The organism is Streptomyces sp. NPDC093598 (genome assembly GCF_044764825.1).
In the GTDB taxonomy this organism is placed as follows: domain Bacteria; phylum Actinomycetota; class Actinomycetes; order Streptomycetales; family Streptomycetaceae; genus Streptomyces.
Genome location: NZ_JBIWIV010000004.1, coordinates 455,816 through 470,833, shown reverse-complemented (window position 1 = coordinate 470,833; position 15,018 = coordinate 455,816). Strand labels below are relative to the sequence as shown.

Sequence of the window (15,018 nt, the reverse complement as noted above, 5' to 3'; positions counted from 1 at the left end):
CAACCCTGAGAGGGATTGACGCATAGTGCTCGACGTCAACTTCTTCGACGAGCTCCGGATCGGTCTGGCCACCGCTGACGACATCCGTCAGTGGAGCCACGGCGAGGTCAAGAAGCCCGAGACGATCAACTACCGCACGCTCAAGCCCGAAAAGGACGGACTCTTCTGCGAGAAGATCTTCGGTCCGACCCGGGACTGGGAGTGCTACTGCGGCAAGTACAAGCGTGTCCGCTTCAAGGGCATCATCTGTGAGCGGTGTGGCGTCGAGGTCACCCGCGCCAAGGTGCGCCGTGAGCGGATGGGCCACATCGAGCTCGCCGCCCCGGTCACCCACATCTGGTACTTCAAGGGCGTCCCGTCGCGGCTGGGCTACCTGCTCGACCTGGCCCCGAAGGACCTCGAGAAGGTCATCTACTTCGCGGCGTACATGATCACGTACGTCGACGAGGAGCGCCGTACGCGCGACCTGCCGTCGCTGGAGGCCCACGTCTCCGTCGAGCGCCAGCAGATCGAGCAGCGCCGCGACGCCGACCTGGAGGCCCGCGCCAAGAAGCTTGAGACCGACCTGGCCGAGCTGGAGGCCGAGGGCGCCAAGGCCGACGTGCGCCGCAAGGTGCGCGAGGGTGCCGAGCGCGAGATGAAGCAGCTGCGCGACCGTGCGCAGCGCGAAATCGACCGTCTCGACGAGGTGTGGAACCGCTTCAAGAACCTCAAGGTCCAGGACCTGGAGGGCGACGAGCTGCTCTACCGCGAGCTGCGTGACCGCTTCGGCACGTACTTCGACGGCTCGATGGGTGCCGCGGCGCTGCAGAAGCGCCTGGAGTCCTTCGACCTCGACGAGGAGGCCGAGCGCCTCCGCGAGATCATCCGTACCGGCAAGGGCCAGAAGAAGACCCGTGCGCTCAAGCGCCTGAAGGTCGTCTCCGCGTTCCTGCAGACCAGCAACAGCCCCAAGGGCATGGTGCTCGACTGCGTGCCGGTCATCCCGCCGGACCTGCGTCCGATGGTGCAGCTGGACGGTGGCCGCTTCGCGACCTCCGACCTGAACGACCTGTACCGCCGTGTGATCAACCGGAACAACCGCCTGAAGCGCCTTCTCGACCTCGGTGCGCCCGAGATCATCGTGAACAACGAGAAGCGCATGCTCCAGGAGGCCGTCGACGCGCTGTTCGACAACGGCCGCCGTGGCCGTCCGGTCACCGGTCCCGGTAACCGCCCGCTGAAGTCCCTCAGCGACATGCTGAAGGGCAAGCAGGGCCGCTTCCGTCAGAACCTGCTCGGCAAGCGCGTGGACTACTCCGCGCGTTCCGTGATCGTCGTCGGTCCGCAGCTGAAGCTGCACCAGTGCGGTCTGCCGAAGGCGATGGCGCTGGAGCTCTTCAAGCCGTTCGTGATGAAGCGCCTGGTCGACCTGAACCACGCGCAGAACATCAAGAGCGCCAAGCGCATGGTCGAGCGCGGCCGCACGGTCGTGTACGACGTGCTGGAAGAGGTCATCGCGGAGCACCCGGTTCTGCTGAACCGTGCGCCCACGCTGCACCGCCTCGGCATCCAGGCCTTCGAGCCGCAGCTGGTCGAGGGCAAGGCCATCCAGATCCACCCGCTCGTCTGCACCGCGTTCAACGCGGACTTCGACGGTGACCAGATGGCCGTGCACCTGCCGCTGTCCGCGGAGGCGCAGGCCGAGGCCCGCATCCTGATGCTGTCCTCGAACAACATCCTCAAGCCGGCCGACGGCCGCCCGGTGACGATGCCGACCCAGGACATGGTCCTCGGTCTGTTCTTCCTCACCACCGACGGCGAGATGCGCGAGCTCAAGGGCGAGGGCCGTTCCTTCGCCTCGGTCGCCGAGGCGATCATGGCCTTCGACGCGGGCGAGCTGTCGCTCCAGTCGAGGATCGATGTCCGCTTCCCGGTCGGCACCATCCCGCCGCGTGGCTGGACCCCGCCGGCGCGTGAGGAGGGCGAGCCCGAGTGGCAGCAGGGTGACAGCTTCCGGCTGAACACCACCCTGGGCCGTGCGCTCTTCAACGAGCTGCTGCCCGAGGACTACCCGTTCGTCGACTACGAGGTCGGCAAGAAGCAGCTCTCCGAGATCGTCAACGACCTCGCCGAGCGCTACCCGAAGGTCATCGTGGCGGCGACGCTCGACAACCTGAAGGCGTCCGGCTTCTACTGGGCCACCCGTTCCGGCGTGACCGTGGCCATCTCCGACGTCGTCGTTCCCGAGGCGAAGAAGGAGATCGTCAAGGGCTACGAGGCGCAGGACGAGAAGGTCCAGAAGCAGTACGAGCGCGGTCTGATTACCAAGGACGAGCGCACGCAGGAGCTCATCGCGATCTGGACCAAGGCGACCAACGAGGTCGCCGAGGCGATGAACGACAACTTCCCGAAGACCAACCCGATCTTCATGATGGTGAACTCGGGTGCACGAGGCAACATGATGCAGATGCGTCAGATCGCCGGTATGCGTGGTCTGGTGTCGAACGCGAAGAACGAGACGATCCCGCGTCCGATCAAGGCGTCCTTCCGTGAGGGTCTGTCCGTGCTGGAGTACTTCATCTCCACGCACGGTGCCCGTAAGGGTCTGGCGGACACCGCTCTGCGTACCGCCGACTCGGGTTACCTCACGCGTCGTCTGGTCGACGTCTCCCAGGACGTCATCATTCGCGAGGAGGACTGCGGCACCGAGCGCGGTCTGCGTCTGAAGATCGCCGACCGGAACGCCGAGGGCACGCTGGTCAAGACGGAGGACGTCGAGACCTCCGTGTACGCGCGCTGCCTCGCCGAGGACATCGTGGTCGACGGGCAGGTGCTGGCCCCGGCCGGTACCGACCTGGGCGACGTCCTCATCGAGGAGCTCGTGCAGCGCGGCGTCGAGGAGGTCAAGACCCGCTCGGTCCTGACCTGCGAGTCCGCCGTCGGCACCTGCGCGATGTGCTACGGCCGTTCGCTCGCCACCGGCAAGCTGGTCGACATCGGTGAGGCGGTCGGCATCATCGCCGCCCAGTCCATCGGTGAGCCCGGTACCCAGCTGACGATGCGTACCTTCCACACCGGTGGTGTGGCCGGTGACGACATCACCCAGGGTCTGCCGCGTGTCGTCGAGCTCTTCGAGGCCCGTACCCCGAAGGGTGTCGCCCCGATCTCCGAGGCCCAGGGCCGCGTCCGGATCGAGGAGACCGAGAAGACCAAGAAGATCGTCGTCACCCCGGACGACGGCAGCGACGAGACGGCGTTCCCGATCTCGAAGCGTGCCCGTCTCCTGGTCAGCGAGGGCGAGCACGTCGAGGTGGGCCAGAAGCTCACCGTGGGTGCCACCAACCCGCACGACGTGCTGCGCATCCTGGGCCAGCGTGCCGTCCAGGTCCACCTGGTCGGCGAGGTCCAGAAGGTCTACAACTCGCAGGGTGTGTCGATCCACGACAAGCACATCGAGATCATCATCCGGCAGATGCTGCGCCGTGTGACGATCATCGAGTCCGGCGACGCCGAGCTGCTGCCCGGTGAGCTGGTCGAGCGCTCGAAGTTCGAGACCGAGAACCGTCGTGTGGTCCAGGAGGGCGGTCACCCGGCCTCCGGTCGTCCGCAGCTGATGGGTATCACCAAGGCCTCGCTGGCGACGGAATCCTGGCTGTCGGCCGCCTCCTTCCAGGAGACGACCCGAGTCCTGACGGACGCGGCGATCAACGCCAAGTCCGACAGCCTCATCGGCCTCAAGGAGAACGTCATCATCGGTAAGCTCATCCCGGCCGGTACGGGTCTGTCCCGCTACCGCAACATCCGGGTCGAGCCGACCGAGGAGGCCAAGGCCGCGATGTACTCGGCCGTCGGCTACGACGACATCGACTACTCGCCGTTCGGCACGGGCTCCGGCCAGGCCGTTCCGCTGGAGGACTACGACTACGGTCCGTACAACCAGTAAGCGAGTCGCTTGAGTCGAAGGGCGGTCACCCTGCGGGGTGGCCGCCCTTCGGCGTTCCGTGCCTTCAGGCGGGTCCTCCGCGCGTCCCGGCGTACGGCGGCGCGTACGAGGCGTGCCCCCGCGCCGGAGCGCGTCTGGCGGCCGTCTGGCCGACACGCAGTGGTGGTGAGGGACGCACCCGTGCCGGAACGGCGCGCTCGGCGCATCATGGAAGGACTCCGGCCCCCGGGGAGGTGCTCCGTGTCGCAGCCGCGCTATCCGTCCTGGCAGCCCTGGCAGCCCTGGCAGCCCTGGCAGGGCTCCGGTGCCCCGTCGATGCTCGCGTCGCACGCCGACCGGGAGCGGGCCGTGGACGTGCTCAGAGCCGGGTACGGCGAGGGACGGATGGAGCGGGACGAGTTCGAGAACCGGGTGGGGCGGGCGTACGCCGCGCGGACCGTGGGGGAGCTGGCGCTGCTCGTCGCGGATCTGCCGCAGGGGCCGCTGCCGCAGTCGGCCCCCTTCGGGCCCGTGCCGACGACGTTCCTGCCCGTGCCGCGGCCGCGGACCAACGCGAAGGCCGTCGCGGCCGGCGTGTGCGGGCTGCTGTGCGTGCCGACGATGGGGCTGACCGGGATCCCGGCCGTCGTGCTGGGGCATGTGGCCCGGGCCGAGATCCGCAGCCGGGGAGAGCTGGGGGACGGGCTCGCGCTGACCGGTCTGGTGCTCGGGTGGTTGTCCACGGCGGGTTGGGCACTCGTTCTGGTGTTGCTCACGGTGGTGTCCGTCGTAGCATCGTGAAGGTATGCAAAACGGACAGTCACCGTCGAATTGAAGATCGACAACGGCCGGGGGGCTTGACATGCCCCGCATGGCGATGCGGGCGGTGCCCATTTGTTTTGACCGCAGCGAATGCGGTAGGTACGCTCAGACCTTGTGCCTGGGGTGTGCCCTGGCTCGCGTGTGTGCCATGAACCGCACGGCGAGTCGACGCCGGCCACCGTAATCTGCGCTGTTTCTGCCTCGCGGCGGAAGTCCGCGGGTTCGACACACCCGACCGCGTGGGTCGGAGATGTTCCAGGTTAGCTTTACCATTCGGCACACAGAAACCGGAGAAGTAGTGCCTACGATCCAGCAGCTGGTCCGCAAGGGCCGGCAGGACAAGGTCGAGAAGAACAAGACGCCCGCACTCGAGGGTTCCCCTCAGCGCCGGGGCGTCTGCACGCGTGTGTTCACGACCACCCCGAAGAAGCCGAACTCGGCCCTGCGTAAGGTCGCGCGTGTGCGTCTGACCAGCGGGATCGAGGTCACCGCTTACATTCCGGGTGAGGGACACAACCTGCAGGAGCACTCCATCGTGCTCGTGCGCGGCGGCCGTGTGAAGGACCTGCCGGGTGTTCGCTACAAGATCATCCGTGGCTCCCTCGACACCCAGGGTGTCAAGAACCGCAAGCAGGCCCGTTCCCGCTACGGCGCCAAGAAGGAGAAGTAAGAATGCCTCGTAAGGGCCCCGCCCCGAAGCGCCCGGTCATCATCGACCCGGTCTACGGTTCTCCTCTGGTCACGTCGCTCATCAACAAGGTGCTGCTGAACGGCAAGCGCTCCACCGCCGAGCGCATCGTCTACGGCGCCATGGAGGGTCTGCGTGAGAAGACGGGCAACGACCCGATCATCACGCTGAAGCGCGCGCTGGAGAACATCAAGCCGACCCTCGAGGTCAAGTCCCGCCGTGTCGGTGGTGCGACGTACCAGGTTCCGATCGAGGTCAAGCCCGGTCGCGCCAACACGCTCGCGCTGCGCTGGCTGGTCGGTTACTCCCGCGCCCGTCGCGAGAAGACCATGACCGAGCGTCTGCTCAACGAGCTTCTCGACGCCTCCAACGGCCTCGGTGCCGCTGTGAAGAAGCGCGAGGACACCCACAAGATGGCCGAGTCCAACAAGGCCTTCGCGCACTACCGCTGGTAGTCGCTACCCACATCGAGACCGAGAGAAGACTGAAGCCTTATGGCTACCACTTCACTTGACCTGGCCAAGGTCCGCAACATCGGGATCATGGCCCACATCGACGCGGGCAAGACGACCACCACCGAGCGGATCCTGTTCTACACGGGCGTGTCGTACAAGATCGGTGAGGTCCACGACGGCGCTGCCACCATGGACTGGATGGAGCAGGAGCAGGAGCGTGGCATCACGATCACGTCTGCTGCGACCACCTGTCACTGGCCGCTCGAGGACAACGACTACACCATCAACATCATCGACACCCCGGGTCACGTCGACTTCACCGTCGAGGTGGAGCGCTCCCTGCGCGTGCTCGACGGTGCCGTGACGGTGTTCGACGGTGTCGCCGGTGTCGAGCCGCAGTCCGAGACGGTGTGGCGTCAGGCCGACCGTTACGGCGTGCCGCGTATCTGCTTCGTCAACAAGCTGGACCGTACCGGCGCCGAGTTCCACCGCTGCGTGGACATGATCTCGGACCGCCTGGGCGCGCAGCCGCTCGTCATGCAGCTGCCGATCGGTGCGGAGGCGGACTTCAAGGGCGTCATCGACCTCGTGACGATGAAGGCCCTGGTCTGGTCGGCCGAGGCGACCAAGGGCGAGATGTACGACACCGTCGACATCCCGGACACCCACGTCGAGGCTGCCGAGGAGTACCGCGGCAAGCTGCTCGAGGCCGTCGCCGAGAACGACGAAGAGCTGATGGAGCTGTACCTGGAGGGCACCGAGCCCACCGTGGAGCAGCTCTACGCCGCGATCCGCCGTATCACGATCGCGTCCGGCAAGGGCGGCGGCACCACCGTCACCCCCGTGTTCTGCGGCACCGCGTTCAAGAACAAGGGCGTTCAGCCCCTGCTCGACGCGGTCGTGCGCTACCTGCCCACTCCGCTCGACGTCGAGGCCATCGAGGGCCACGACGTCAAGGACCCGGAGCTGGTCGTCGCGCGCAAGCCGTCGGAGGACGAGCCGCTCGCCGCGCTCGCGTTCAAGATCATGAGCGACCCGCACCTCGGCAAGCTCACCTTCGTCCGGGTCTACTCGGGCCGCCTGGAGTCCGGCACCGCCGTGCTGAACTCCGTCAAGGGCAAGAAGGAGCGCATCGGCAAGATCTACCGCATGCACGCGAACAAGCGTGAGGAGATCGACTCGGTGGGCGCCGGCGACATCGTCGCCGTCATGGGCCTGAAGCAGACCACCACCGGTGAGACGCTGTCCGACGACAAGAACCCGGTGATCCTGGAGTCCATGGACTTCCCGGCGCCGGTCATCCAGGTCGCCATCGAGCCCAAGTCGAAGGGCGACCAGGAGAAGCTGGGCGTCGCGATCCAGCGTCTGGCCGAGGAGGACCCGTCCTTCCAGGTCCACTCGGACGAGGAGACCGGCCAGACCATCATCGGTGGTATGGGTGAGCTGCACCTCGAGGTGCTGGTCGACCGTATGCGCCGTGAGTTCAAGGTCGAGGCCAACGTCGGCAAGCCGCAGGTCGCCTACCGTGAGACGATCCGCAAGGCCGTCGAGCGCGTCGACTACACGCACAAGAAGCAGACTGGTGGTACCGGCCAGTTCGCCAAGGTGCAGATCGCGATCGAGCCGATCGAGGGCGGCGACGCCTCGTACGAGTTCGTGAACAAGGTCACCGGTGGCCGTATCCCGAAGGAGTACATCCCTTCGGTGGACGCCGGTGCGCAGGAGGCCATGCAGTTCGGCATCCTCGCCGGCTACGAGATGACCGGTGTCCGCGTCACGCTCATCGACGGTGGCTACCACGAGGTCGACTCCTCCGAGCTCGCGTTCAAGATCGCCGGTTCGCAGGCCTTCAAGGAGGCCGCGCGCAAGGCCAGCCCCGTGCTGCTCGAGCCGATGATGGCCGTCGAGGTCACCACGCCCGAGGACTACATGGGTGAGGTCATCGGTGACATCAACTCCCGCCGTGGCCAGATCCAGGCCATGGAGGAGCGGGCCGGTGCCCGCGTCGTGAAGGGCCTCGTGCCCCTCTCGGAGATGTTCGGCTACGTCGGCGACCTGCGCAGCAAGACGTCCGGCCGTGCGAGCTACTCCATGCAGTTCGACTCCTACGCCGAGGTTCCGCGGAACGTCGCCGAGGAGATCATCGCGAAGGCCAAGGGCGAGTAACGCACCGCGTCTACACGCCGTAGGCTTGACTCCGGAGCCTTGAGGGGCATTCCGCCGCAATCGTGGTGGGAATGCCCCGGGGCCCGGGCTTTCCAGCAAAGATCACCTGGCGCCGATGAGTAAGGCGTACCAGAACCACTCCCCAGGAGGACCCCAGTGGCGAAGGCGAAGTTCGAGCGGACTAAGCCGCACGTCAACATCGGCACCATCGGTCACATCGACCACGGTAAGACGACCCTCACGGCCGCCATTACCAAGGTGCTGCACGACGCGTACCCGGACCTGAACGAGGCCTCGGCCTTCGACCAGATCGACAAGGCTCCTGAAGAGCGCCAGCGCGGTATCACCATCTCCATCGCGCACGTCGAGTACCAGACCGAGACGCGTCACTACGCCCACGTCGACTGCCCCGGTCACGCGGACTACATCAAGAACATGATCACGGGTGCGGCGCAGATGGACGGCGCCATCCTCGTGGTCGCCGCCACCGACGGCCCGATGCCGCAGACCAAGGAGCACGTGCTCCTGGCCCGCCAGGTCGGCGTTCCGTACATCGTCGTCGCCCTTAACAAGGCCGACATGGTGGACGACGAGGAGATCCTGGAGCTCGTAGAGCTCGAGGTCCGTGAGCTCCTCTCCGAGTACGAGTTCCCGGGCGACGACCTGCCGGTCGTCAAGGTCTCGGCGCTCAAGGCCCTCGAGGGCGACAAGGAGTGGGGCAACTCCGTCCTCGAGCTCATGAAGGCCGTGGACGAGAACATCCCGCAGCCCGAGCGTGACGTCGACAAGCCGTTCCTCATGCCGATCGAGGACGTCTTCACGATCACCGGTCGCGGTACGGTCGTCACCGGCCGTATCGAGCGTGGTGTCCTCAAGGTCAACGAGACCGTTGACATCGTGGGCATCAAGCAGGAGAAGACCACCACCACGGTCACCGGCATCGAGATGTTCCGCAAGCTGCTCGACGAGGGCCAGGCCGGTGAGAACGTCGGTCTGCTCCTCCGTGGCATCAAGCGCGAGGACGTCGAGCGCGGCCAGGTCATCATCAAGCCGGGCTCGGTCACCCCGCACACCGAGTTCGAGGCGCAGGCCTACATCCTGTCCAAGGACGAGGGTGGCCGCCACACGCCGTTCTTCAACAACTACCGCCCGCAGTTCTACTTCCGTACGACGGACGTGACCGGCGTGGTGACCCTCCCCGAGGGCACCGAGATGGTCATGCCGGGTGACAACACCGAGATGAAGGTGGAGCTCATCCAGCCCGTCGCCATGGAGGAGGGCCTGAAGTTCGCCATCCGTGAGGGTGGCCGGACCGTGGGCGCCGGCCAGGTCACCAAGATCAACAAGTGAGTCCTCGGACTGGCTTGAGGGTCTACTGACCTGAGTGGCTCGAAGGGGCCCGTACGACTTCGGTCGTGCGGGTCCCTTTGTCGTGTCCGGGGGTGCTCACCTGCGGCAGGTCGGCGCGCGGGCGGACCGAGGCCTGGGGTGTGTTTCCTGTAGTCGGTCAGAAGCCCAGGTACGTGATCTGGACGATGAAGATCCGCTCGCTGCGGACGACGACCTGATACGTGAACATGCCGCCGGGGACGATGACGTCGCCACCCTTCGGATCGACGCTCCCATGCGCCTGTCCGTGAGTGTGCAGGGCTTCGGCGGCCCTGACCAGCTCATCCGCCTTGCGTTCCACCTCCGCGAGGAAGCCGGTGGGAGCGGTGCGGGCCACTTCCTCCGCGCCGAAGGCGTACTCCCATTTCCAGCTCACTCGCGGACTGCGTTCATGGCTTCGTCCAGGACAGCGCTCAGTTCACGCAGGGCCTCTTGCGCGATGGCGGGGTCCTCGTGCTCCAGGTTGCCCTTCGCGCGGGTGTAGCGGATGGACAGGTCGGGACGCCGGGCGATCTCGATGTCCCGGGCCCAGGACAGCACCCAGCTCTGCACAGGGCTGAGGGACTGCCACTCGACCGCCTTGGCGAAGGCGTCGTCCTTCGTGGCCTGCATCTCTTCCAGGCGAGCCGGATCGACAGCGGTGAGGGCGGCACGCAGGGCGTCAGGAGTGTGCTGAGGGCGGGGGACCAGCTCATGTCCGTGGTCGGCCTGAGTGCTCATCGTGTCCACCTCCAGGGAGTGCCCCGGCCAGGCTATCCCGCTCGGTTGGCGGGGGAGCGAGGCGACGTGTGCGGCCGTTGCTCTCTTCATACGGCTTCCAGGAGTTCGGTTTGGCCGGACCGGCAATCGCGGCAGTGGCCGGGGTCCGGTGCGCGGAAGGCGCGGTCGCAGCCGTCGCAGGTCTGGAGGGGGTGCCGGGTGGGTGGTGGGGGAGTCGGTGGGGCGAAGGGCGGCGGGGCTGGCAGCTGGGCCGTGAGGCGGCGGGCCAGGAGGGCGGCCGGGCGGTGGAGGGGCTCGGGTGGGAGGTCCGTCGTCAGGGCGTGCCGTACGGCGGCCGGGGAGACGTCGCGCTCCAGCCAGGCGGCGACGCCCGGGGCGAGGTGGGCGGTGTCGCACGCGGACAGGAGGAGTCGGGGGTCGTCGCGGCGGAGCCGACTGAGGAGGTCCGTGGCCTGCCGGAGGAGGGCGGGGGCAGGGCAGGCCGGGCGCGGTACCGCGGGGAGGGGTTTGCCGCCGGGTTGCCTCGGCCGCTTCCTCGGGGCCGGGTGCGGCGGGGTCTCCGTACCGCTGTGACCCGGCTGGTTGCAGGAGGTCGTGCGGGTGATGATCCGGCCGTCCGGGACGCGTTCGCGGGTGCGGCGGAGGTAGCCGTGCGCCTCCAGCTCGCGCAGGGCCGCGGCGATGCGGGTCGTGCCCTCCGGGAAGCGGGCCGCGAGGGACTTGATGTCGATGCGGGCGCCGGCCGGGAGCGACTGGATGTGCACCGACAGCCCGATCGCGAGCAGTGACAGTTCCGGGTGCTGGGCCAGGTGGTTGCCGATCACCGTGAAGCGGGTGGTGTGGCGGGCGTTGTCGTGCACCAGGCCGGAGTGGGGGTGCCGCCGGTTCGGGTGCTTCTTTCCGGCAACCCGGGTGTGGGCGTGCGTGGGCACGTTAGGGTTCTGCGTATCCATCGGGAAGCTCCTACTTCCTCGGTGGTCAGGCCCTCGCACTGGGATTGCAGTCCCGGCGGGGGCCGTCGCATGTCTGCGGTTGTGTCGTGACGTGTTGCGCTGAGCGTAGGGCAGGCGATGGGCCCTGACTCCAGCTGAGTTGGCGATGTTCACTCGCGAGGGTGAGGCAGCCCTGCGGCTGGGAGGAGGGGTGGGGTTTGGTCGGGTTCTTTCACCCTTGTGGTCCTTGGAGGAGAGCGCCTGTACCGCCGGAGCACGCACTTTCGGGTTTCGGTGCGAGGTCGAGTTCGGCCCAGACGGTCTTGCGGGGCGGCAGCCCTCGGGTGACGCCCCAGCGGTCGGCCAGCGCGTCGACCAGGAGGAGCCCCAGGCCGGGTCGGGCTGTCGGGAGGCGGTCCGCGCGGGTGTCCGTCACCTCGATGCGGAGGGTGTCGGCCACGACGTAGAGGAGCAGGCGGAAGTCGCGGCCGGGGGTTCGGCCGTGTGTCGCCGCGTTGGCCGAGAGCTCCGCGATGACCTGCCTTGCCGGGTCCAACGGCACTCCCCAGGAGCGCAGTTGTTCAGCGGCGAGGAGGCGGGCCAAGCGGGCGCCGCGCGGGGTGGCGGAGAGTTGGAGGCTGAAGTTGCGGAGTGGGGTGCGGAGTTCGGGGGAGTTCTGCTTCACGTCACTCAGCGTGGCTGTCTGCGCTTACCGTGACAGTGACTCAGCGAGTGCGTACGGTGACTGTCCGGAGCCTGTCCGGCGTTGTCCGGGCTGTCGGGGCCGGGCGTACGGGTAGGGCGCTGAGCACGGTCGTACGACGGCGGAAGGGCGCGGGATGACGGTCGAGGCGGACTCGGGGCGGCTCAAGGGCGAAACGGACGAGCCGGGTTGGGAGGTGGACCCGGACGACGAGTGGGGCGTCGCGGTCATCGCCACGGTCGGGCGGCAGCTGAAGCTGCGGCGTGAGGCGGTGGGGATGCGGGCCGCCGAGTTCGGAACGGCGGTCGGCTACGGCGAGGACATGGTCTACAAGATCGAGGGCGGGAAGCGGATTCCTCGGCAGGACTATCTGGTCCGGGCGGATGAGGTGCTGGGGGCGGGTGGGCTGGTCGCGGCGGCTTGGGAGGACGTGAAGAAGGTCCGGTATCCCAGGAAGGTGCGGGAGCTTGCCAAGTTGGAGGGGCAGGCGGTGGAGATCGGGGTGTACGAGTGCAGCAGCGTCAACGGGCTGCTGCAGACCCCCGAGCACGCGCGGGCGTTGTTCGAGTCGTGGCAACCCGCGTACTCGCCGGACGAAGTGGAACGTCTGGTGGCTGCACGCATGGCTCGGCAGTCGGTGTTCGAGCGGTCGCCGGCACCTTCGCTGAGCTTCGTCCAGGAGGAGTCGACGCTGCTCCGCCCGGTCGGAGGCACAATGGTGTGGCGTCGGCAGCTTGAGCGTCTGCTGGAGGTGGGGCGGTTGCGTAACGTCAGGCTTCAGCTGATGCCGACGAGCAGCGAGGCACACCCCGGTCTGAACGGGAGGATCGAGGTGCTGAAATTCGGGGACGGCACTGCGGTAGGCCGGTCCGACGGCGCTTTCAGCGGCCGGCCGACCACTGACCCGAAGCACATCCGGATCCTCGAACTGCGCTACGGCACCATCCGAGCTCAGGCCCTTCCCCCGCGGGAGTCGCTGGCCTTCATCGAGCAACTGCTGGGAGAGACATGATCCGCAACGCTGAACCGGCGTGGTTCAAGAGCAGCTACAGCAGTGGCCCTGATGGTGACTCCTGCGTCGAGATCGCCATAGCCCCCCACACCATCCACGTCCGGGACTCCAAGCACACCGAAGGCCCCCGGCTCGCGCTTGCGCCGGAGGCCTGGTCGGAGTTCCTGGCCTCCGTGTAGAGCATGACTTCGGAACCGGCGCGCGACGACTCTCTCGACCCCGCCGCGGACGCGAACGGCGACCACCTCGACCTGGAGGCGATCGAGGAGCTGTGCTCGGGCTCGACCCCGGACTCCGTACTGGCCGCCACGGCCAGGGAGACGGTGCCGCGACTGGTGGCGGAGGTCAGGCGCCTGCGATGGCTCGTCGAGTACGGGGCGTGCCCGACGGCGGGCACCACGGGGACGGAGTTCGTGCTCCCGCTCGACGAGGACATGCTCGGCTTCTTCCGCGCAATGGTGGACGTGCTGGTGGAGCGGATCGGTGTCCCGCGTGCGGAGGCCGTCGCCAGGGTCAACGCGGTGTACGGGACGCGGGAGTCGGTGACCCTGGACCTCCAGCTCATGGGGCATGAACTGCCCGAGTACTGGGCCTACGGTCTGTACTACGGCTCGGACAGCCGGGGCCGGAGTCCGGTCGGGGACCCGGTCGCGGATGCGGACATCGACTTCACGGCGCTCCCCGTACGCCCGGCACCGCCGAAGGACTCCCCCTTCTGGACGGTGGCGGAGCCCGAGGTGCTCAGTGAGCCAGCCGAGGGCCCAGGAGCGGCAGCAGCCGGTCCCTGAGGAGGCCGCGCGCGGGCTCCATGGACATCCACAGCAGCTTGTGACGCGTCCCGTCGGCCATGGAGAGCGTCATTCCGGAGGTGGTCAGGCCGCGGTGGATCCGAGCGTTGGCGATCTCGGTGAGGGGGAGCACCTTGTTGGTGCGGTGCGCGGAGCGGATGGCGTCGGGGTCGTGGGCGAGCGTCCGGAACGTGTCCGGGGTCGCCAGTTCGGGCCCGAGGAGCCCGACCGTCATGGTGGCCGGTACGCCGCCGCGGATGCGGAGCAGCTGATCGGGGAGCAGCCACAGCTCGCCGTGGATCCAGTCCAGCCAACCGGTCGTGCAAGTACGGGCGATGAGCTGCGCCGGCTGGAGGCTGATCCGCCCGGCCCGGGTCACCGCCTCGTCGAGCAGTGCGCCGACCGCCTCCACGGAGGCGAGCCGGCGGGACTCCTGGACGGCCTGGCCCTCGCCTCCGAGCTCGTTCTCGCTCTCGCTCTCGCTCGGCGAAGTGAAGTGGAGCCGCGCGTGACCGTTGCAGTGCACCTCCACCAGCAGCCGCACGGCCCAGCCCACAGCGCTGAAGTGCACTGCCAGCCACTCGCGATCGTCGGCCCATGGCACGGAGGACACCTGGATCCCGTCCGAGATCCACCGCGACCTGCGCCGCTCGATCTCCGCGCCGGCCATGTCCATGGCTATCGCTTGTTTCGTCCGTCTCACGCCGCTGATCTTGTCGCACCCAGCGCTCGCACGATGGGACGATGGCCGGACTTGTGATCGAGTGAACGGGAGGCCGGCGCCATGGCCCGGTACATGGAGACCCTGACCGTCGAGCGGGGCGGTTTCCGGATCAAGGTGCCGGAGTCGTGGTGGGAGTTCGACGTACGGCCGGAGTCGCGGGACGACTCGATCCGGCGGATGGTGAGCGAACGGGTGCGGCAGCGCCCGGAGTTGGAGCAGCACCGCGGCACCTACGTCGACTTTCTCCAGAAGGCCGCTGCCGATGCCTGGAAGTCGGGCGCGCTGTACTGCGGCTGCATGGCGGAGAACTTCGGCGGCGATACGCCGATCACCGGCTCGGTGACCGTCTCCCTGGTCGGCGGCCGCAACGACCGCGGCGAGCCGCTGCCGAACGACCCGTCGGTCATCGCGGGCCAGCTCGCGGTCAAGGAGGCCAAGCGGGAGGGCGACTCCTGGCGCAAGGTGACGACGGTCGACATCCCGGGTGTCGGCCCGGCCGCGCGCACGCAGGGCATCGAGGACATCGCCGTACCGGGTGACGCCCTCAACCGCACGATCCGGGCCGTGCTGATGCAGACGTACATTCCCGTGCCGGGCCAGGAGGGCAAGGTCGCCCTGGTCGCCGGCAGCAGCCAGGTCCTCGACCTCGCGGACTCGTTCTTCGACATCTTCGACGCGATCACGTCGACGTTCCGCTTCACGGGCTGATGTGCCG

15 protein-coding genes are annotated in these 15,018 nt (G+C 67.7%); 10 read left to right on the top strand and 5 right to left on the bottom strand.

Annotated features, from left to right (window positions below):
* Window positions 1-25 precede the first annotated feature (25 nt).
* From ACIRDU_RS17450 to tuf, 6 genes are all read left to right on the top strand, one after another.
* On the top strand, window positions 26-3,925 hold the full coding sequence (locus ACIRDU_RS17450) for a DNA-directed RNA polymerase subunit beta' (protein WP_403580061.1): 3,900 nt from the start codon (window positions 26-28) through the stop codon (window positions 3,923-3,925).
* Between the two features lie 240 nt (window positions 3,926-4,165).
* A complete protein-coding gene (locus tag ACIRDU_RS17445; RefSeq protein ID WP_403580058.1) occupies window positions 4,166-4,705 on the top strand; it encodes a DUF1707 and DUF4190 domain-containing protein in 540 nt (179 codons plus the stop codon).
* A gap of 319 nt (window positions 4,706-5,024) precedes the next feature.
* On the top strand, window positions 5,025-5,396 hold the full coding sequence (gene rpsL / locus ACIRDU_RS17440; protein ID WP_003948652.1) for a 30S ribosomal protein S12: 372 nt from the start codon (window positions 5,025-5,027) through the stop codon (window positions 5,394-5,396).
* A gap of 2 nt (window positions 5,397-5,398) precedes the next feature.
* Window positions 5,399-5,869 (top strand): 30S ribosomal protein S7, encoded by a 471-nt coding sequence (rpsG, locus tag ACIRDU_RS17435; protein ID WP_003992340.1) that lies wholly within the window; start codon window positions 5,399-5,401, stop codon window positions 5,867-5,869.
* Between the two features lie 39 nt (window positions 5,870-5,908).
* Window positions 5,909-8,035: an elongation factor G gene (fusA, locus tag ACIRDU_RS17430; RefSeq protein ID WP_402615059.1), complete on the top strand. Its 2,127-nt coding sequence runs from the start codon at window positions 5,909-5,911 to the stop codon at window positions 8,033-8,035.
* A 156-nt stretch (window positions 8,036-8,191) separates the two neighbouring features.
* A complete protein-coding gene (gene tuf / locus ACIRDU_RS17425) occupies window positions 8,192-9,385 on the top strand; it encodes an elongation factor Tu (protein ID WP_030839706.1) in 1,194 nt (397 codons plus the stop codon).
* 157 nt (window positions 9,386-9,542) lie between these two features.
* On the opposite strand, the gene ACIRDU_RS17420 is transcribed toward tuf, so the two are convergent.
* The 4 genes from ACIRDU_RS17420 to ACIRDU_RS17405 form a co-directional block, all read right to left on the bottom strand.
* Window positions 9,543-9,800 (bottom strand): hypothetical protein, encoded by a 258-nt coding sequence (locus tag ACIRDU_RS17420; protein ID WP_403580055.1) that lies wholly within the window; start codon window positions 9,798-9,800, stop codon window positions 9,543-9,545.
* The gene (locus tag ACIRDU_RS17415; RefSeq protein ID WP_403580053.1) at window positions 9,797-10,144 is read right to left on the bottom strand and encodes a hypothetical protein; all 348 of its coding nucleotides are present in this window, start codon (window positions 10,142-10,144) and stop codon (window positions 9,797-9,799) included. Before ACIRDU_RS17415 ends, ACIRDU_RS17420 begins: the two co-directional genes overlap by 4 nt.
* Before the next feature lie 86 nt (window positions 10,145-10,230).
* A complete protein-coding gene (locus ACIRDU_RS17410; protein ID WP_403580050.1) occupies window positions 10,231-11,097 on the bottom strand; it encodes a helix-turn-helix domain-containing protein in 867 nt (288 codons plus the stop codon).
* Between the two features lie 211 nt (window positions 11,098-11,308).
* Window positions 11,309-11,761 carry an ATP-binding protein gene (locus tag ACIRDU_RS17405; RefSeq protein WP_403580047.1) on the bottom strand — a complete coding sequence of 151 codons (453 nt, stop codon included), beginning with the start codon at window positions 11,759-11,761 and terminating at the stop codon, window positions 11,309-11,311.
* A gap of 154 nt (window positions 11,762-11,915) precedes the next feature.
* On the opposite strand from ACIRDU_RS17405, the gene ACIRDU_RS17400 reads away from it, so the two are divergent.
* Genes ACIRDU_RS17400 through ACIRDU_RS17390 form a run of 3 tightly spaced genes read left to right on the top strand, consistent with a single transcriptional unit; the run spans window position 11,916 to window position 13,579 of the window.
* Window positions 11,916-12,791 (top strand): helix-turn-helix domain-containing protein, encoded by an 876-nt coding sequence (locus ACIRDU_RS17400; RefSeq protein ID WP_403580045.1) that lies wholly within the window; start codon window positions 11,916-11,918, stop codon window positions 12,789-12,791.
* Complete coding sequence (locus ACIRDU_RS17395) at window positions 12,788-12,970, top strand: DUF397 domain-containing protein (RefSeq protein WP_392110653.1); 183 nt, start codon at window positions 12,788-12,790, stop codon at window positions 12,968-12,970. The genes ACIRDU_RS17400 and ACIRDU_RS17395 overlap by 4 nt, the downstream gene beginning before the upstream one ends.
* Before the next feature lie 3 nt (window positions 12,971-12,973).
* Entirely contained in the window at window positions 12,974-13,579 is a 606-nt protein-coding gene (locus tag ACIRDU_RS17390) for a hypothetical protein (protein WP_403580042.1), read from the top strand.
* On the opposite strand, the gene ACIRDU_RS17385 is transcribed toward ACIRDU_RS17390, so the two are convergent.
* Window positions 13,533-14,282 (bottom strand): hypothetical protein, encoded by a 750-nt coding sequence (locus ACIRDU_RS17385; protein ID WP_403580039.1) that lies wholly within the window; start codon window positions 14,280-14,282, stop codon window positions 13,533-13,535. The genes ACIRDU_RS17390 and ACIRDU_RS17385 overlap by 47 nt on opposite strands.
* 81 nt (window positions 14,283-14,363) lie before the next feature.
* Between ACIRDU_RS17385 and ACIRDU_RS17380 the strand changes: the two genes are divergently transcribed.
* The gene (locus ACIRDU_RS17380) at window positions 14,364-15,011 is read left to right on the top strand and encodes a hypothetical protein (RefSeq protein ID WP_403580036.1); all 648 of its coding nucleotides are present in this window, start codon (window positions 14,364-14,366) and stop codon (window positions 15,009-15,011) included.
* The last annotated feature ends 7 nt before the right edge of the window (window positions 15,012-15,018 follow it).

Bases quoted from the DNA above. Each gene is read 5' to 3' on its own strand.
- fusA (WP_402615059.1), top strand. From the start codon at position 5,909: ATGGCTACCACTTCACTTGACCTGGCCAAGGTCCGCAACATCGGGATC.
- ACIRDU_RS17395 (WP_392110653.1), top strand. From the start codon at position 12,788: ATGATCCGCAACGCTGAACCGGCGTGGTTCAAGAGCAGCTACAGCAGT.
- ACIRDU_RS17410 (WP_403580050.1), bottom strand. From the start codon at position 11,097: ATGGATACGCAGAACCCTAACGTGCCCACGCACGCCCACACCCGGGTT.
- ACIRDU_RS17415 (WP_403580053.1), bottom strand. From the start codon at position 10,144: ATGAGCACTCAGGCCGACCACGGACATGAGCTGGTCCCCCGCCCTCAG.
- ACIRDU_RS17380 (WP_403580036.1), top strand. From the start codon at position 14,364: ATGGCCCGGTACATGGAGACCCTGACCGTCGAGCGGGGCGGTTTCCGG.
- ACIRDU_RS17400 (WP_403580045.1), top strand. From the start codon at position 11,916: ATGACGGTCGAGGCGGACTCGGGGCGGCTCAAGGGCGAAACGGACGAG.
- ACIRDU_RS17390 (WP_403580042.1), top strand. From the start codon at position 12,974: ATGACTTCGGAACCGGCGCGCGACGACTCTCTCGACCCCGCCGCGGAC.
- rpsG (WP_003992340.1), top strand. From the start codon at position 5,399: ATGCCTCGTAAGGGCCCCGCCCCGAAGCGCCCGGTCATCATCGACCCG.